Origin of the sequence: Tepidamorphus gemmatus (assembly GCF_004346195.1) — a bacterium.
Taxonomy (GTDB): Bacteria; Pseudomonadota; Alphaproteobacteria; order Rhizobiales; family Tepidamorphaceae; genus Tepidamorphus; species Tepidamorphus gemmatus.
On sequence record NZ_SMAK01000006.1, the window covers coordinates 43,256 to 60,942 of the forward strand.

Consider the following 17,687-nt stretch of genomic DNA (forward strand, 5'->3'; position numbering starts at 1 on the left):
GTCTTGCGCCGCATCGGCGTATAGTAACATATCGGGGTCTCGGCGGGGGCCCGCCAACCGATCGAGTGAAGGGGTGTCTGCGACTCTCGGCGCGACAAGACGACTCTGCCGCGCCCGGCAGCGGTTCGGGTTCAGGATCACCGCGGTCGCTCTCGCAGCGGCGGCGGTAATCTTGCTTGAACTGACATCTGACGACGGTGCCCGCGCACAGACGCCCGAGAGCCCGCCCGATGCCCCGTCCGCAACCGCCCGGCCGGCGGCCGGGATCGCCTACACGGTGACGATCGATGTCGCAGGCGGCGAGGAACCCCTCACGCGCGACATCGAGAACGCCTCCAACCTCAGGGCGCTCAGCGCCGAGGCGCCGGCCGGTCCGGTCGGTCTCGTGCGCCGAGCCGCAGCGGACATCCCGCGGTTCCAGGCGGCGCTGTTCGCCGAGGGCTATTACGGCGCGCTGATCGACGTGCGCATCGCCGGCGTCCCGGCAACCGAGCCGCGCGCGATCGACGCGGCGGCGGCGGCGGCGCTGCGGGGGCCGGTGCCGGTCACGGTGCGGATCGAACCGGGCCGGCAGTTCGTGTTCGGACCGATCGTGCTCGCCGACGCGGCCACCGGCAGGCCGCCGCCGCCGCTGCCGATCGATCCCGCTACGCTCGGCATCCGGACCGGCGAACCTGCCCGGGCGCGGCTTGTGCTGGAGGCCGAGACGCGCCTCGTCGATGCCATGCAGGATCTCGGCTATCCCTTCGCTGCCGTGCCGCGGCGCGAGGCGATCGCCGATCATGCGACCGGAACGCTGGACCTCACCTTCTATCTCGCGCCGGGCCGATACGCAGTGATGGGCCCGGTGGCGGTCCGGGGCGCCAGCGAGGTCGACGCGGAGTTCATCGCCCGGCAGGCGGGTGTCGTTCCCGGGACGCCCTATTCGCGCGCCGAGATCGCGCGAATCCGCGACGAGATGAACCGCCTCGGGGTATTCCAGTCGGTCCGCATCGTGGAAGGCGAGGAGATCGGCCCGGACGGCCAGATCCCGATCATCATCGAGGTCGAGGAGCGCAAGATGCGCTTCGTCGGTCTCGGCGCGGCCTATTCGAGCACGGAAGGCAGCACAGTCAGCGGCTACTGGGGCCACCGCAACCTGTTCGGACGGGCGGAGAGCCTGAGGATCGAGGGCGAGGTCTCGCGTCTGTTCTCGAACTCGGTCACCGATCTGCAGTACATCGCCAAGGCCACCTTCGAGAAGCCGGGCGTCTACCGGAACAACGACGACCTGCTCGTCGAGGCGCGGGCGTTCCGGCAGGTGCCCGAGGCCTATGAGAGCCGCGGCTTCGGTGGCAACGTGGCATGGCGGCGACGTTTCACCGACAGGCTGGAGGGCCGCATCGGGGCAGAGGCCGAGCGATCGCGGATCACCGACGCCTTCGGCACCCGAGACTACACCCTGGTCGGTATCCCGATCAGCCTGTCCTACGACTCCACGGACAGCAAACTCGATCCGACCGAGGGCTTCCGGGCAACGGGACAGATCGAACCCTTTCCCGAGTTCCTCGGCTCGACCGTCGGCATGACCATAGTGAAGGGCGCGGTATCGGCCTATCACGCGATCGACGACGCCAAGCGCTTCATCGTGGCGGGGCGTGTCGCCGCCGGGACGATCGACGGCCCGAACGTTGCCATCATTCCGGCGGATCGTCGCTTCTACGCGGGCGGCGGCGGCTCGATCCGCGGCTACGCGTATCAAGGCGTGAGCCCGCGGCTGCCGAATGGCCAGATCATCGGCGGCAAGAGCCTGTTCGAGGCGTCCCTGGAGATGCGGATGAAGGTGACCGACACGATCGGTATCGTGCCCTTCCTCGACATGGGCGGCGCCTTCGCATCCTCGACGCCGGATTTCGGCTCCGACATGAAGTTCAGCGCGGGCCTCGGCCTGCGCTACTACACCGCCATCGGGCCGCTGAGGCTGGACGTCGCGGTCCCGCTCGAGAAGGGGCCCTACGATCCGAGCCTCGCGGTCTATGTGGGTCTCGGCCAGTCGTTCTGAGCCGCGACATCCGAGGACGACGACGCAGTGCGTAGAGCCAAACGCATAGCCGGGCTGGTCACGGCCCTCCTGCTCGCTCCGGTGATCCTCGTCGGGGCGCTGCTGGCATTCGCCCAGACCGGGCCCGGACGCAGCATGATCGCCTCGCTGATCGAACATTTCGCCTCGGCCGAGGATCAGAGGCTTGCGATCGGCCGGCTGGAGGGGCGGATCCCGTTCGACGTGACGATCTTCGACATCGCCATGGCGGATCGCAACGGCGACTGGCTGACGATCGACCGGGTGCGGTTCGCCTGGCGGCCGTTCGCGCTGCTGGCCGGCGTCCTGTCGATCGAAGCGGTCGAGATCGGCACTGTCGAGATCGCCCGCCTGCCGGAGGGCGGCGCGGATGGTGGCGGCCTGCCCATGCTTCCGTTCGAGATCGCGCTGGAGCGACTCGAGGTGGTCCGCCTCGGCCTCGGCGAGCAGGTGCTCGGCATCCCGGCGGCCGTCGCGATCGCGGGCGAGGCCCAGCTCGGGCCGCCGAGCGAGGGTCTCAATCTCGCCCTCAGCGCCGAGCGCATCGACGGCACACCGGGCAGCCTGCGGGCCGTCGTCGCCTATATCCCCGACTCGCGGCGGCTCGGCCTCGACCTGACGGTCGAGGAACCGGCCGGCGGGCTGGTCTCGCGGCTGACCGGCATGGCCGGTCTGCCATCGGTGCGGTTCACGGCCCGCGGTTCCGGTCCGATCGACGACTGGCGCGCGAACCTCGACCTCGTCGCCGGCGACCGCGGCACGGCCTCCGGTACCGCAGCGATTGCCCGCGGCGGCGATGGGCTGCTGCTCGTCGCCGATCTCGAGGCGGATGCCTCCGGGCTGGTCGATCTCGCCTACGCGCCGCTCGCGGCCGGACGTTCGACGCTCGCCGCGCGCCTGCGCTTCGCCGACGATGGGCCGGTGACGATTGATCGGTTCGAGGTCAAGACGGCGGCCGCCATCATTTCCGTGCGGGGCGAGGTCGTGCCTGCGACCGGAGCGCTCGACATCCATTACGACGCGGTGATGGGAGAGGCGGGTCGCTATGCGGTGATCCTGCCGGTGCAGACCTCCTGGGCGGGCATCGAAGCGGTCGGCACGGTGCGGGGTTCCCTGTCCGAACCGCACCTTGCGTTGCAGCTCGACGGCGAGATGCTCGAGATCGCCAGCAACCGGATCGCCGGCCTCAGTCTCGCGCTCGGACTGGCACCGACCGGGCCGGTCACCGACCGTGATCGCGCGATCCCGTTGAGCCTCGACCTGCGGGCAGTCGGGGTGGCTCCGGCCGAACGCGCCTACGGCGCCGCGGCCGGCGAAGCGGTGCGGCTCGTGCTCGACGGCAGCGTCACACCCGCCGGCAAGGTCACGGCCGAGCCGGCGCGTCTGATCGTCGGGGCCGGCGAGATCGTCTGGAGCGGCAGCCTGGACGCAGCCGGCCTCGACGGGCGCCTCGACACCCGCGATTTCGACCTTTCGGTGCTGGCCGGGCTCGCCGGCATGGATCTCGCCGGACGCGCCAGCCTTCAGGCGGCAACCCGCGCGCGCTTCGATGGCAGCGCGCTGGCGCTCGACGTCAGCGGCGGCTTCGAGGGTCTCGGCACCGGGATCGCGGCCCTCGACGGCGCGCTCGGCGGATCGGTCACCCTGAACGGCGGGATACGGCGGGACGCCGACGGCAGCTTCGCCTTCGAGGATCTGAGGATTGCCGGCGCGGCGCTGTCGATCACCGCGAACGGCAGCGCCGACGAACGACGCGCCGACGTGGTGGCGGCGATCGCCCTCACCGATCTTGCCCGCCTCGACAACCGCGTCGACGGCGCGGCCACGATCGAGGCACGAATGACCGGATCGCTTGCCGATCTCGACCTCGATCTGCAGGCGACGATCGACGAGGCGACAGCAATGGGGCGGCCGGTCGAGACTCTCAGACTCGCGGTCGCGGCACAGGACGTCACCGGCGCACCGAAGGGAACCGTGTCGCTGTCCGGCCGCCTCGACGGGCAGCCGGTGAGCGGCCGCGGACGGCTCAGCGCGGCGGACGGCGCGGGCGGGCTCGCCGGGCTCGCGATCGAGGGGCTCGAGGTGGTGATCGGCTCGGTTCGGGTGGCCGGCGACATCGCCTTCGACCCGAACGCGAACGGCACCGGCCGGCTGGAGATCAAGGCGTCCGACCTGTCCGACCTGGCGACGCTGGCGCTCACCGAACTGCGCGGCAGCCTCGACGCATCCCTCGACCTTGCGGTGGAGAACGGCGAACAGGTGGTGCGGGCGCGGGCCGAGGCACGCGGCGTGCGGGCGTTCGACCTCAGCCTGTCCTCAGCACGCCTCGCGGCGATGCTGCGCGATCCGACCGGGCGGCTTGCCATCGACGCCGACCTCGACGCGCGGGCGCTCGATGTCGGAGGCAACCGCATCGAGCGGATCACGGCCACAGCGCGCGGCGGCGCCACCGCCAACGACATCACCATCTCGGCGACCGGCCTCGGCGCCCGGCTCGATGTTGCGGCCGGGGTGGCACTGGCCGGCGGCGATGCCGACATCGCGCTGCGCTCGCTGACGCTTGCCGCAAGCGGCCAGACCGCGACGCTGGCCGCGCCCACGACGATCAGGATCGCCGGGGGCACCATTTCGCTTGCGCGGCTGACGCTCCGGACCGGCGGCGGCAGTCTGGAGATCGACGGACACGCCGGGGCGACGCTGGACCTGTCGGTGATCGCCCGCGCGCTGCCGCTGGCGCTCGCCGACATCGCGGTCGCCGGCTCGGGCATCGGCGGCACGCTGTCCGGACAGGCGCGACTGACCGGAACCGCCGCGGCGCCGCGCGGCACCTATCGCGCCGACATCTCGCGGCTGGTGCTGCCGGCGATGCGGGAGGCGGGCTTCACCGGCCTCGACATCGCCGCGAGCGGCGAACTGCTCGGCGAGCACACCCGTGTAGACGCGCGCATCACCGGCCCCGGCGGCGCGGCACTGACGGTCACCGGCACGGCGCCACTATCGGCAACCGGGGCAGTCGATCTCGCCGCGCGCGGCCGTGTCGATCTCGCCATCCTCAACGACATGCTGGCGGCGTCCGGCGACCGCATCTCGGGCCCGGTCGACGTCGACATGCGCATCACCGGACGCGCCGACGCGCCGGACGCAAACGGTACCATCCGGCTCGCCGGCGGCACCTTCGTCAGCCCGCTGAACGGGGTCTCGTTCGATCAGGTCGCACTGGAGGCGCGCGGCGGCACCCGCGCGGTCGAGATCACCCGCTTCTCGGCGCGCGCCCGCAACGGCGGCACGGTGAGCGGATCGGGCACGGTCCGGCTCGACGCTGCGTCGGGCTTTCCCGCCGATCTCCGGATAACGGCGAGCAATGCGGAGGTCGTCGCGACCGACATCGTCGATGCCATCGTCGATGCCTCGCTGTCGCTGACCGGACCGGTTGCGAGCCGCCCGGTGCTCGCCGGCACCGTAACGATCCGGCAGATGGACATCACACTGCCCGACCGGCTGCCGCGGTCGGCCGTCGCAATCCCGGTGCGGCATGTCAACACGCCGGAGGCCGTGGCCGCGCAACTGGCCGCCGAGGCGGCGCTCCAGAGCAGAGCCACGGGCGGCCCTCTCATCGGCCTCGACCTGACGGTGACCACCACCAACCGCATCTTCGTGCGCGGTCAGGGCATCGACGCGCAACTCGGCGGCGAGGTGACGGTGCGCGGCACGACGGCCGTCCCGCTGGTGATCGGCGCCTTCGAGCTCAGGCGCGGCGAGGTAAACTTCCTGACGCAGCGGATATCGCTGACCCGCGGCCGTGTCACCTTCTCGGGCGGCGACAGGATCGACCCGAGCCTCGATTTCCTCGCCGAGACCCAGACCTCGAGCGTCACCGCGCAGATCACCGTGACCGGCACCGCATCGCGGCCGGTGTTCACCCTGTCATCCACGCCCGAGCTGCCGCAGGACGAGATCCTGTCGCGGATCCTGTTCGACAAGGCGACGGGCTCTCTGTCGGCGGGCGAGGCGCTGCAGCTCGCCCAGGCCGCCGGCGAGCTGACCGGCGTGCTCAGCGGCAGCGGCGGCATGATCGACAGCATCCGCCAGAATCTCGGGCTCGACGTGCTGCAACTGACGACGGCGGGCGATACCCCGGCGATCGGTATCGGCCGCTATATTAACGACAACATCTATGTCGGTGTGACGCAGGGCGTCAGGCCGGATTCCAGCCGTGTCAATGTCGACATCGACCTGACCCGCAACATCCGGGCGCGCGGCTCGGTCGGCGCGGACGGCTCGTCCAGCGTCGGCGTGAATGTCGAGTGGGAATACTAGCGGACGCCCGCAGAGGCAGCGCAACGGCACCGGAATCGGCCGGGCGTGATCACAGTCCGGCACTCGGCATCGCAGCCGATTGCCGTTGTTTCTCCACCGGATTGCCGGACACCACTTGCACAACAGACCTCGCGTGATAGCATTTTTGCAGCCGCACAAAACAAGAGGGGGACGGTCGATTGGCTCATGCCGCAATCGAGGTGCGGGGCGTTACGAAGGCGTTCGGCGTCCAGCCGGATTGGGTCGTCGCGCTTGACGACGTCAGCGTCGAGATCCGGCAGAACGAGTTCTTCACCCTGCTCGGGCCGTCCGGCTGCGGCAAGACGACGCTGCTCAGGCTGATCGCCGGGTTCGACCATCCGACGCAGGGAACGATCCTGCTGGCAGGGCAGGACATCTCTTTCCTCCCGCCCTACAGGCGGCCGGTCAATACCGTCTTCCAGAACTACGCGCTGTTCCCGCACATGACGGTGGCCGGCAACATCGCCTTCGGTCTGGAGATGCTCGGCAAGCCGAAGGCCGAGGTGGCGCGGACCGTCGATGCGATGCTGAAGCTGGTCCGCATGGAGGCCCTGAAGGATCGCCAGACCTCGCAGCTCTCCGGCGGCCAGCAGCAGCGCGTGGCGCTCGCCCGCGCGCTGGCCCCGCATCCGCAGGTGCTGCTGCTCGACGAACCGCTGTCGGCCCTCGACCTCAAGCTCAGGAAGGAAATGCAGCTCGAACTGAAGCGGCTGCAGCACGAGACCGGCATCACCTTCATCTTCGTCACCCATGACCAGGAGGAAGCGCTGACGATGTCGGACCGGATCGCGGTGATGAACGAGGGGCGCATCCTGCAGGTCGGCACGCCGCGCGACATCTACGAGCATCCCGCCGAACGGTTCGTCGCCAACTTCATCGGCGACACCAACCTGATCGAGGTCGATGTCCTCGCCATCTCGGGCGGTCGCGCCCGGCTGCGCCTGCCATCGGGCGCCGAGGCCGAGGCCGATCTTCCCGATGGCTATGCGGGCAACGGCCGGGCGACCGCGGTGGTCCGCCCGGAACATGCCCGCCTCGTCGCGGCGGAAGGAGGGTCGCCACTCGCCGGCGACATAGAGAATGTCGTCTATTTCGGTACCGACACGCACTATCACGTCAGGCTGGAGCGCGGCGGCGCGTTCACGGTCAGGATGCAGAACGCGCGGGGCGGCGCGGAGGCGTTCTCAACCGGCGAACGGGTCGGCATCGAGATCGCGCCGGGCGCGATCCAGGTGCTCCGGGATTGAGATCCGCTGGCAATGGTGGCTTCGGACACATCGCTGAGATCGAACGCCGCGGCACTGGCTGCCGGTGCCGGCGGCCGCGACGCGCTGGCGGCCGCGGAACGCCGCGCGATCCGGACCAAGTGGCTGCTCAGCCTGCCGGCACTGATCGTGCTGACGGTGGCGGCGTCCGGACCGCTCGTCATCGTGCTGGTCTATTCCTTCCTGAAGCCCGGACCCTATGGCGGGGTGATCTGGGAATTCTCGACGGACGCCTGGTTCAGCGTCGTGTTCCGCCGCGACATCTTCGACGACACGATCAGTCTGGCGGATGCGCATCTTTCGGTGCTGTGGCGCTCGGTGCGGCTGTCGTTCCTGACGACGCTGACGGCGCTGATCCTCGGCTTCCCGACCGCCTACTTCATCGCCACCCGCCCCGCCCGCTACCGCGCCGTCTGGCTGTTCCTGATCACCATCCCGTTCTGGACGAACCTCCTGATCCGCACCTTCGCGATCATGGAGGTGATCCGCAACGAGGGCGCGATCAACACGCTGCTGATCTCGCTCGGTCTGATCCAGACACCGATCCAGATGCTCTACACCGACTTCGCGATCATGCTCGGCATGACCTATGTCTATCTGCCGCTGATGGTGCTGCCGCTCTACGCCTCGATGGAGAAGCTCGACTTCCGCCTGGTGGAGGCCGCCTACGACCTCTATGCGACCCGTTTCCAGGCGCTCAAGCGGGTGATCATCCCGATGGTCAAGCCCGGAATCATCGCCGGCTCGATCCTGGTCTTCGTCCCTTCGCTCGGTGCCTATGTGACGCCGCGGGTACTCGGCGGCGGCAAGAACCTGATGCTCGGCAACCTGATCGAACTGCAGTTCGGGCAGGGCCGCAACTGGCCGCTCGGCGCGGCGCTGTCGATGACGCTGCTCGTCATCGTCATGGTGGCGCTGCTCGTCTACGTGCGCAACGTGTCGCGCCAGGGGGGCGGACACCATGGCTGACGCCGCCATGCGCAGGGCCCGACCGTTCTCGGTGACGCAGCAGACGGGCTTCGCCACCATCGCGATGCTGTGCTTCGTGATGCTGTACGCGCCGATCCTGGTCCTGGTGATCTATTCGTTCAATTCGGGGACCTCGATCGCGGTGTGGGAGGGCTTCTCGTGGCGCTGGTACGAGGCCGCCTGGCAGAACCAGCAGGTCAAGGACGCCTCGATAAGGTCCTTCATCATCGCCTCGATCGCCTCGGTCTCGGCGACCGTGCTCGCCACCATGGCGGCGCTGGCGACGACCCGAACCAGGCCCTATCGCGGGCTCACCGCCATCTACGCGATGATCAACCAGCCGCTGATGGTGCCGGAAATCGTCACCGGCGTCGCGCTGCTGATCTTCTTCGCCATGATCAAGGTGGCGACCGGCTATACGGGGCTCGGCTACCTGATCCTCGCCCACACCGCCTTCTGCATCCCGTTCGCCTATCTGCCGATCCGCGCGCGGCTCGAGAACATGGACCTCACCCTGGAAACGGCGGCGGCGGATCTCTACGCGACGCCGTGGATGACCTTCCGGCGCGTGACGCTGCCGCTGCTGATGCCGGGCATCCTGGCCGGGCTGATGCTCGCCTTCGTGATCTCGCTCGATGACGTGGTGATCACCGAACTGGTCAAATCGGGCGGACAGGATACCCTGCCCACTTACATGCTCGGCCAGTTCCGGCGGGCGATCTCGCCGGAGATGAACGCCATAGCAACGGTGTTCCTCGGGATCTCCGTCACGCTGGTAACGGTGTTCTTCCTTCTGAGCAAACGCAAGTAGCCTTGCCCCGCTGCGGGGCCCAACCACAACGGAGGATCAGACATGAGGTGGAGAACTGCAACCGGACTGGCGGCGGCGAGCCTGATCGCCTCGACCGGCCTCGCCTCGGCAGCAGGGGAGCTGAACATCTTCAACTGGGGCAACTACACGAACCCCGAGCTGATCAAGAAGTTCGAGGACACCTACGACGTAAAGGTGACGATCACCGATTACGACTCCAACGACACCGCGCTCGCCAAGGTCAAGGCCGGCGGTCACGGCTTCGACATCGTGGTGCCGTCGCACTCCTACGTTCCGGTGTGGATCAAGGAAGGCCTTCTGCTCGAGGTCAGGCCCGACCAGATGGAGAATTTCAAGAACGTCGATCCGCGGTGGGTCGACGTGGAATGGGATCCGGGCCGTCACTACACCGTGCCGTGGCAGTGGGGCACGACCGGCATCGCGGTCAACACCAAGGCCTACAGCGGCGATCCCAACACCTCGGCAATCTTCCTCGACCCGCCCGAGGAGCTCATCGGCAAGGTCAATGTCGTGCCGGAGATGATCGATGTCATGCATCTGGCGATCTACTACATGGGCGGCAAACCCTGCGAGAGCGACCGCGAGGTGCTGCGCAAGGTCCGCGACAAGCTCATGGAGGCCAAACCGAAATGGCTGTCGATGGACTACGGCATGACCGAGAAGCTGGCCAGCGGCGACGTCATGGCCTCGGTCAACTGGAACGGCTCGACGTTCCGCGCCCGCCTGCAGAACCCGGACGTGGTCTACGGCTATCCGAAGGAAGGCTATGTCCTGTGGATGGACTCGGTTGCCGTGCTCAAGGACGCCAAGAACGTCGAGAACGCCAAGCTGTTCATGAACTTCATCATGGACCCGGAGAACGCGGCCCTGATCTCCGCCTTTGCCCGCTATGCCAACGGCATCAAGGGTTCGGAGCAGTTCATGCCCGAGGACATGCGCACGGCACCGGAGGTCAACATTCCCGAACAGTTCGCCGATGCCGGCCGCTTCAACATGACCTGCCCGCCCGACGTGCAGGCCATGTACACGGCAATCTGGACCGAACTGCAGAAGTGATCCTGCAGTCCTCCTCGCACCCGGGCCAGACCCGCGTCATCCCGGACGGCCGCATGGCTGATCCGGGAGCGGGAGGGCAGGACGCCAGCCCGCATCGGCGCCCCGGTCCCGGCTCCCCGGCATCCCGCCTGCGGCCGGGATGCGGCGTGCGTCGCGCCGGAACGGGTTCCTCTGCCCGGCAGATCATCGCATCGCGGGCTCGATGATCCGCTCCAACCTGGCGCCTCGTCGCGAGCGCAGACGGCGCGCCGCTCGCCCCTTCTCCGCGAGCGGCTCTACGCCGCTGCCCTGGCTGCGCTCGCGTCGGGCGGGAAGCGGCCGTAGAAGGTTTCGCCGTTCGCCGCCATCTCCCTGAGCAGCCTGTTAGGCCGGAAGCGCGGGCCGTGCTTGCGGGCGAGCCTGTTGCAGAGCTCGACGAAGGCCTTCAGCCCCATATTGTCGATGTAGCTCAGCGTGCCGCCGGAGAACGGCGCGAAACCGAAGCCGAGGATCGAACCGACATCGGCCTCGCGGACGTCGGTAAGCACCCCTTCCGCGAAGCAGCGAGCCGTCTCCAGCGCCTGGATCGCCAGCAGACGATGCTTGATTTCGGCGACGTCGATCGAATCGGGATCGAGATGCACGGGCTGCAGGGTGGACAGCTCAGGCCAGAGCTTCTTCCTGCCCTTCTCGGGATAGTCGTAGAAGCCCTTGCCGTTCTTGCGTCCGAGACGGCCGCGCCTGACGACCATCTCTTCCAGCAGCGCCGCCTGACGCGGGTCGATGGCCTTGTCGCCGAGATCCTTGCGGGTGGCCTGAAGGATCTTCCAGGCCAGATCGACCGCGACCTCGTCGTTGAGTGCAAGCGGCCCGACCGGCATGCCGGCCATGCGGCCGACATTCTCGATCATCGCGGCAGGCACCCCCTCCATCAGCATCAGATGGCCCTCGCGGATATAGGTGCCGACCACGCGCGAGGTGTAGAAGCCGCGCGAATCATTGACCACGATCGGCGTCTTCCGGATCGCCCGGCAGTAGTCGAGCGCGATGGCCAGCGCCCTGTCGCCGGTCTTCTTGCCGAGGATGATCTCGACCAGCATCATCTTGTCGACCGGCGAGAAGAAGTGGATGCCGATGAAGTTCTCCGGCCGGGCGCTCGCCGTGGCGAGGTCGGTGATCGGCAGGGTCGAGGTGTTGGAGCCGAACACCGCCGAGGAGGCGAGCACCGCCTCGGCCTTCTGCACGACGTCGGCCTTGACGGCCTTGTCCTCGAACACCGCCTCGATGACCAGATCGCAACCCTCGAGATCCGCATAGTCGGCGGTCGTGCGGATGCGGGCGAGCAGTGCGGCCTTGTCCTCGGGCCTGGCGCTGCCGCGGCCCACCGCCTTCGACATCAGCGTGTCGGAGTAGGCCTTGCCGCGCTCCGCCGACTCCACGTCACGGTCGATCAGCACCACGTCGATGCCGGCCCGCGCCGTCACATAGGCGATGCCCGCGCCCATGAAGCCGGCACCGAGGATGCCGACCTTCCGGATCTTGGCCGGGGGCACGTCGGCCGGGCGGCGGGCGCCCTTGTTCAGCTCCTGCATGGAGACGAACAGGGAGCGGATCATCGAGGCCGCCTCCCTGGTCTGCAGGACGTGTGTGAAATAGCGCGACTCAACCCTCAGCGCCTGGTCCATCGGGAGCTGGAGCCCCTCGTAGACGCAGGACAGGATGGCCCGGGCTGCCGGATAGTTGTCGTAGGTCTCGCGGCGGTAGATGGCATTGGCGGCGGGGAAGATCTGGAAGCCTTGCGGCGAATAGACCTTGCCACTGGGCAGCTTGAAACCGTCCCTGTCCCAGGGCTGGATCCCCTTGCCGCCGTTCCGGATCCAGTCCTTCGCCGCAGCGATCAGCCTGTCGGCCGGCACCACCTCGTCGATCAGCCGCATGGCACGCGCCTGCGACGGCCTCAGTTCGCGGCCCTGAAGCAGGAACTGCAGCGCGTCCGGCGTGTTGGCGAGGCGCGGCACGCGCTGGGTGCCGCCGGCGCCGGGGAACAGACCGACCTTCACCTCGGGTAGCGCCAGCTTCACCTTGTCGCTGTCGGCGGCGACCCGGTAGTGGCAGGCGAGCGCCAGCTCGAAGGCGCCGCCCATCGCCGTGCCGTTCAGCGCGGCCACCCACGGCTTGCCGCAGGTCTCGAGCCGGCGCCACAGCCGCGACATGCGGCTCGACTGCTCGAACATCGCCTGGATGGCGGCGGCGGGGTCCTTCGCCCGCATCCGGTGGAATTCGCCGAGCAGGCTCTGCAGCATGGTCAGGTCGGCGCCGGCGGAGAAGGTTTCCTTGCCCGAGGTCACGACGGCCCCCTTGATGGTCGCGTCGCTGGCGACCGTCTCGATGATCGCCGCGATCTCGTCCATCACCGAGACGTCGAAGACGTTCATCGTCTTCTCCGGCATGTCCCACGTCACGAGCGCAATGCCGTCGGAGTCGATGTCGAGGGTGAAGTTCTTGTAGGTCATGTCAGGAGTCCTCCCTGGCCTGTCCGGCCGCCCCCCACGTCATGCCCGGACCCGACCCGGGCCTCCAGCTCGCGCGACCAGACCGCCGCGGAGAATGCCGGGCCAGGTCCGGCAGGGACGTGGGTGTGTTTGCCACTGTCGCGACTACACCCGCTCGACGATCGTCGCGGTGCCCATGCCGGCACCGATGCACAGCGTCACCAGCGCGGTCTCCTTGCCGCGGCGCTCCAGTTCGTCGATCACCGTTCCGAGGATCATCGCGCCGGTCGCGCCGAGCGGATGGCCCATGGCGATGGCGCCGCCATTGACGTTCACCCTCGCCGGGTCGAGGTCGAAATACTGCAAGAAGCGCAGCACCACCGAGGCGAAGGCCTCGTTGATCTCGAACAGGTCGATGTCGTCGAGCCGCATCCGCGCCTTCTTCAACACCTTCTCGGTGACGGCGAGCGGGCCGGTCAGCATGATGCCAGGCTCCGAGCCGATATTGGCGAAGGCCCTGATCCGTGCGCGCGGCCTGAGGCCCGCCCGCTTCCCGGCTGCCTTCGAGCCGAGCAGGACAGCCGCCGCCCCGTCGACGATCCCGGAGGAATTGCCGGCGTGGTGGACGTGGATGACCTCCTCGATTTCCGGGTAGCGCTGGATGGCCACCGCATCGAATCCGCCGAGTTCGCCCATCTGGGCGAAGGACGGGTTCAGGCTCGCCAGCGACTGCATCGTGGTGTCCGGCCGCATGTGCTCGTCGCGATCGAGAATGGTCAGGCCGTTGATGTCCTTCACCGGCACCACGGAGTTGCGGAAATATCCCTTCTCCCAGGCATTCGCCGCCCGCTTCTGGCTCTCGACCGCATAGGCGTCGACATCGTCGCGGGAGAAGCCGTACTTCGTGGCAATCAGGTCGGCGGAGATGCCCTGCGGCATGAAGTAGGTCGGGACCGCCAGCGAGGGATCCATCGGCCAGGCCCCGCCGGACGCGCCGATGCCGATGCGACTCATCGATTCGACGCCGCCACCGATGGCCATCTGGTGCTGGCCGGACATGATCTCGCCGGCGGCGAAATTCACCGCGTCGAGGCCGGACGCGCAGAACCGGTTGATCTGGACCCCCGGCACCGACTGGTCGTAGCCGGCATGCAGGACCGCGCCGCGGGCGATGTCGCCGCCGGCCTCACCGACCGGATCGACGCAGCCCAGCACGACGTCGTCGACGAGCCGGGTATCAAGATCGTTGCGGTCGCGGATCGCGGCGAGCGTTTGCGAGGCCAGCGACAGCGCCGTCACCTCGTGCAGGCTGCCGTCCTTCTTGCCGCGCCCGCGCGGGGTACGGACATGATCGTAGATGAAGCAGTCGGGCATCGGACAATCCTCTCCCTGTCCTCCGTCATCCCGCGCCCGGCGCAACGCAGAGCCGGAATCGGGAGGATAAAGACGTTCACGGCATCCCGATCCCGGATCGCCGGATTGCGGCGTCCGGGACGACAGAGGTGCTTGCGGATGCGATCGAGACCATCACAGGCTCCGAGCGATCAGCATCTTCATGATCTCGTTGGTGCCCGCGTAGATGCGCTGCACGCGGGCATCCTGGTACATGCGCGAGATCGGGTACTCGGCCATGTAACCGTAGCCGCCATGCAGCTGCAGGCACTGGTCGACGATCTTGCACTGCAGGTCGGTGAGCCAGTACTTGGCCATCGAGGCGGTGACCGTGTCGAGATTGCCGCTGATCAGCCGGCCGATGCAGTGCTCGACGAAAACCCGGCCGATGGTGGCCTCGGTCTTCGCCTCGGCAAGCGCGAACTGCGTGTTCTGGAACTCGGCGATCGTCTTGCCGAACGCCCGGCGTTCCTTCACGTAGGCGATGGTGGTCTCGAGCGCCCGCTCGATCATGGCGATCGCCTGCACCGCCACCAGCAGGCGCTCCTGCGGCAGTTCCTTCATCAGCTGGATGAAGCCCTGCCCTTCCTCGGCGCCGAGCAGCGCATCGGCGGGTACGCGCACATCGTCGAAGAACAGTTCGGAGGTGTCCTGCGCCTTCAGGCCGAGCTTCTTCAGGTTGCGGCCGCGCCGGAAACCCTCGACCCGATCGGTCTCGACGACGAACAGGGAGGTTCCCCGGGCGCCGGCCGTCGGATCGGTCTTGGCGACGACGATGATCAGGTTGGCATTCTGGCCGTTGGTGATGAAGGTCTTGGAGCCGGAGATGCGGTAGTGGTTGCCGTCCTTGACCGCCACCGTCTTGACGCCCTGAAGATCGGAGCCGGCGCCCGGCTCGGTCATCGCGATTGCACCGATATACTCGGCGGTGGCGAGTTTCGGCAGCCAGCGCTTCTTCTGGTCCTCCGAACCGAAATGCAGGATGTAGGGGGCGACGATGGCGCTGTGCAGCGCGATTCCGAAGGAATCCAGGCCCGCGAGCCCAAGCTGCCAAGTGATCGCCGCCTCGTGCGCGAAGGTGCCGCCGGCGCCGCCGTATTCCTCCGGCATCGCCGCACAGAGCAAGCCCGCCGCGCCCGCCTTCTCCCACGCCCAGCGCGGCACGATGCCGTCCTCGAGCCACTGCTCGTAGTGGGGAACGAGCTCGGTCTCGAAGAAGCGGCGCGACTGCTCCTCGAGCAGCAGCACGTCCTCGCTCTTCCACTCCGGGCGCGGCACGTCGAGTACGGTCATTCGTCGATCCTTCCCATGTCAGTCGTCATCCCGACTCGCCTCCAGGCCGTCATCCCGCTCAGGCGCGCACAGTGCGCGAGCCGGACGCGGGCCGACGGCATGGGGCTGCAGTGCCCACCCGACCCCGAAGCGGACGCACAACCGCCCGGAATGGCGGAGACAGGTGCGGCAGGCGGCATCAGAACGCCTCTGCCGGCAGCGCCATCAGCGTATCGGCGCCCGACGAGATGCGGGCATAATGGGCGTCGGCCTCGGGCATGATCCGCTCCATGAAGTAGCGGCCAGTCACCAGCTTGGCCTCGTAGAAGGCCCGGTTGTCGGCACCGTCGGCGAGCCGCGCCTGAGCGGCCTTGGCGATCTGCGCCCACATGTAGCCGAGCGCCACGAGGCCGAACAGATGCATGTAGTCGGTCGAGCCGGCGCCGGCATTGTCGGGCCTGGCCATGGCATTCTGCATGAACCACATGGTGGCCTTCTGCAGCGTGTCCAGCCCTGCCTTGAGCGGGCCCACATAGGGCGCCATCGCCGCATCGTCCCGGTTGGCCTTGACGAAGTCGCCGACCTCCGCGAACCAGGCCATCACGGCCCGGCCGCCGTTGGCGGGCAGCTTGCGGCCGACGAGATCGAGCGCCTGGATGCCGTTGGCGCCTTCGTAGATCATGGCGATGCGGGCGTCGCGGACGAACTGTTCCATCCCCCACTCGGCGATGTAGCCGTGGCCGCCATAGACCTGCTGGGCCTCGACGGCGTTGCGGAAGCCGATGTCGGTCAGTACGCCCTTGATGACCGGGGTGAGTAGACCCATCAGATCCGCGGCCGCCTGGCGCTCGCCAGCGTCGCTGCCGCGATGGGACACGTCGCCGCGGATCGCGGTCCACAGCACCAACGCGCGCGCCGCCTCGTTGAACGCCTTCATGTTCATCAGCATGCGGCGGACGTCGGGATGCACGATGATCGGGTCGGCGGGCCGGTCCGGTTGCTTCGGGCCGGTCAGCGCCCGGCCCTGCAGCCGCTCCCTCGCATAGGACACGGCGTTCTGGTAGGCGACCTCCGACTGGGCGAGACCCTGGATGCCGACGCCGAGCCGGGCCTCGTTCATCATCGTGAACATCGCCCGCATGCCCTTGTCGATCTCGCCGACCAGCCAGCCCGTGGCGCCCTCGTAGTTCATCACGCAGGTGGCGTTGCCGTGGATGCCCATCTTGTGCTCGATCGAGCCGCAGGAGACGGCGTTGCGCGCGCCGAGCGAGCCGTCGGCGTTCGGCAGCACCTTGGGCACGACGAACAGCGAGATGCCCTTGATGCCCTCGGGCGAGCCCTCGGCGCGGGCGAGCACCAGGTGGACAATGTTGTCGGACAGGTCGTGCTCGCCGGCAGAAATGAAGATCTTGGTGCCGGTGATCGCATAGGTGCCGTCACCGTTCGGCACCGCCCTCGTCTTGATCAGGCCGAGGTCGGTGCCGCAGTGGGGCTCGGTGAGGTTCATGGTGCCAAGCCATTCGCCGGCGATCAGCTTCGGCAGGTAGAGCGCCTTCTGCTCCGCGGTGCCATGCAGGCTCAGCGCGGCGATGGCGCCCTGTGTCAGGCCCGGATACATGCCGAACGCCATGTTGGCGGAGGAGACGAACTCGTTCATCGCCGCCGACAATGTATGCGGCAGACCCTGCCCGCCATATTCCGGATCGGCGGACAGCCCGATCCAACCGCCCTCGGCGAACTGGCGGAACGCCTCCCGGAACCCCGGCGGCGTGGTGACCCTGCCGTCGTCATGGCGGACGCAGCCCTCGATATCGCCGATGCGGTTGAGCGGCTGCAGCACCTCCTGGCAAAGCCGCGCCCCCTCCTCGAGGATCGCCCGCACCAGATCGGGCGTCGCCTCGGCGAAGCCGGGGATGTTGCCGTAGCGCTCGAGACCGATGACGTCGTTGAGCAGGAAGAGGACGTCCTCGACGGGCGCCTGGTAGCTCGGCATGGGCATTTCCTCCTACGGTGCGCGGCCCCCGGATTCGCTG

Annotated in this window: 10 protein-coding genes; 6 read left to right on the forward strand and 4 right to left on the reverse strand. The window is 68.2% G+C overall.

Going from position 1 to position 17,687, the window contains the following annotated elements; translation table 11 throughout:
* Window positions 1-172 precede the first annotated feature (172 nt).
* From EDC22_RS10855 to EDC22_RS10880, 6 genes are all read left to right on the forward strand, one after another.
* Window positions 173-2,041 (forward strand): autotransporter assembly complex protein TamA, encoded by a 1,869-nt coding sequence (locus tag EDC22_RS10855; RefSeq protein WP_132806682.1) that lies wholly within the window; start codon window positions 173-175, stop codon window positions 2,039-2,041.
* 27 nt (window positions 2,042-2,068) lie between these two features.
* Window positions 2,069-6,376 (forward strand): translocation/assembly module TamB domain-containing protein, encoded by a 4,308-nt coding sequence (locus EDC22_RS10860; protein ID WP_132806683.1) that lies wholly within the window; start codon window positions 2,069-2,071, stop codon window positions 6,374-6,376.
* 179 nt (window positions 6,377-6,555) lie between these two features.
* A complete protein-coding gene (locus EDC22_RS10865; protein ID WP_132806684.1) occupies window positions 6,556-7,644 on the forward strand; it encodes an ABC transporter ATP-binding protein in 1,089 nt (362 codons plus the stop codon).
* 12 nt (window positions 7,645-7,656) lie between these two features.
* Entirely contained in the window at window positions 7,657-8,631 is a 975-nt protein-coding gene (locus tag EDC22_RS10870; RefSeq protein WP_132806685.1) for an ABC transporter permease, read from the forward strand.
* The gene (locus EDC22_RS10875) at window positions 8,624-9,442 is read left to right on the forward strand and encodes an ABC transporter permease (protein WP_132806686.1); all 819 of its coding nucleotides are present in this window, start codon (window positions 8,624-8,626) and stop codon (window positions 9,440-9,442) included. The genes EDC22_RS10870 and EDC22_RS10875 overlap by 8 nt, the downstream gene beginning before the upstream one ends.
* A 42-nt stretch (window positions 9,443-9,484) precedes the next feature.
* The gene (locus tag EDC22_RS10880; protein WP_132806687.1) at window positions 9,485-10,519 is read left to right on the forward strand and encodes an ABC transporter substrate-binding protein; all 1,035 of its coding nucleotides are present in this window, start codon (window positions 9,485-9,487) and stop codon (window positions 10,517-10,519) included.
* 275 nt (window positions 10,520-10,794) lie between these two features.
* On the opposite strand, the gene EDC22_RS10885 is transcribed toward EDC22_RS10880, so the two are convergent.
* The 4 genes from EDC22_RS10885 to EDC22_RS10900 all read right to left on the reverse strand — a co-directional run bounded on the left by EDC22_RS10885 (window position 10,795) and on the right by EDC22_RS10900 (window position 17,647).
* Window positions 10,795-13,011: a 3-hydroxyacyl-CoA dehydrogenase NAD-binding domain-containing protein gene (locus EDC22_RS10885; protein ID WP_132806688.1), complete on the reverse strand. Its 2,217-nt coding sequence runs from the start codon at window positions 13,009-13,011 to the stop codon at window positions 10,795-10,797.
* A gap of 144 nt (window positions 13,012-13,155) precedes the next feature.
* On the reverse strand, window positions 13,156-14,364 hold the full coding sequence (locus EDC22_RS10890) for an acetyl-CoA C-acetyltransferase (protein WP_132806689.1): 1,209 nt from the start codon (window positions 14,362-14,364) through the stop codon (window positions 13,156-13,158).
* A gap of 153 nt (window positions 14,365-14,517) precedes the next feature.
* Window positions 14,518-15,675 (reverse strand): acyl-CoA dehydrogenase family protein, encoded by a 1,158-nt coding sequence (locus EDC22_RS10895; RefSeq protein ID WP_132806690.1) that lies wholly within the window; start codon window positions 15,673-15,675, stop codon window positions 14,518-14,520.
* Between the two features lie 178 nt (window positions 15,676-15,853).
* Entirely contained in the window at window positions 15,854-17,647 is a 1,794-nt protein-coding gene (locus tag EDC22_RS10900) for an acyl-CoA dehydrogenase C-terminal domain-containing protein (protein WP_132806691.1), read from the reverse strand.
* Between the last annotated feature and the right edge of the window lie 40 nt (window positions 17,648-17,687).

Bases quoted from the DNA above. Each gene is read 5' to 3' on its own strand.
- EDC22_RS10870 (WP_132806685.1), top strand. From the start codon at position 7,657: ATGGTGGCTTCGGACACATCGCTGAGATCGAACGCCGCGGCACTGGCT.
- EDC22_RS10875 (WP_132806686.1), top strand. From the start codon at position 8,624: ATGGCTGACGCCGCCATGCGCAGGGCCCGACCGTTCTCGGTGACGCAG.
- EDC22_RS10880 (WP_132806687.1), top strand. From the start codon at position 9,485: ATGAGGTGGAGAACTGCAACCGGACTGGCGGCGGCGAGCCTGATCGCC.
- EDC22_RS10885 (WP_132806688.1), bottom strand. From the start codon at position 13,011: ATGACCTACAAGAACTTCACCCTCGACATCGACTCCGACGGCATTGCG.
- EDC22_RS10890 (WP_132806689.1), bottom strand. From the start codon at position 14,364: ATGCCCGACTGCTTCATCTACGATCATGTCCGTACCCCGCGCGGGCGC.
- EDC22_RS10895 (WP_132806690.1), bottom strand. From the start codon at position 15,675: ATGACCGTACTCGACGTGCCGCGCCCGGAGTGGAAGAGCGAGGACGTG.
- EDC22_RS10900 (WP_132806691.1), bottom strand. From the start codon at position 17,647: ATGCCGAGCTACCAGGCGCCCGTCGAGGACGTCCTCTTCCTGCTCAAC.